The organism is Microseira wollei NIES-4236 (assembly GCF_020521235.1).
In the GTDB taxonomy this organism is placed as follows: Bacteria; Cyanobacteriota; Cyanobacteriia; order Cyanobacteriales; family Aerosakkonemataceae; genus Microseira; species Microseira wollei.
This window is the reverse complement of sequence record NZ_BLAY01000751.1, coordinates 1-250: the sequence shown is the minus strand read 5'-3', so window position 1 is coordinate 250 and position 250 is coordinate 1. Positions and strand designations below refer to the sequence as shown.

Annotated in this window: 1 protein-coding gene; it reads left to right on the top strand. The window is 40.8% G+C overall.

The genetic code is table 11. The annotated features are described in order from the left end of the window. The coding region (locus tag MiSe_RS50440; protein ID WP_226595147.1) for a hypothetical protein at positions 1-250 on the top strand (250 nt) is incomplete at both ends.

Sequence of the window (250 nt, the reverse complement as noted above, 5' to 3'; positions counted from 1 at the left end):
TTTTCCAACCTTTGGTATAAACCAAAATTTATTCTACGCCGTGCCCCCTGGGCATTTATACAAGTTGTATTGACACGGCATTTTCCAACCTTTGGTATAAACCAAAATTTATTCTACGCCGTGCCCCTGGGCATTTATACAAGTTGTATTGACACGGCATTTTCCAACCTTTGGTATAAACCAAAATTTATTCTACGCCGTGCCCCCTGGGCATTTATACAAGTTGTATTGACACGGCATTTTCCAACCT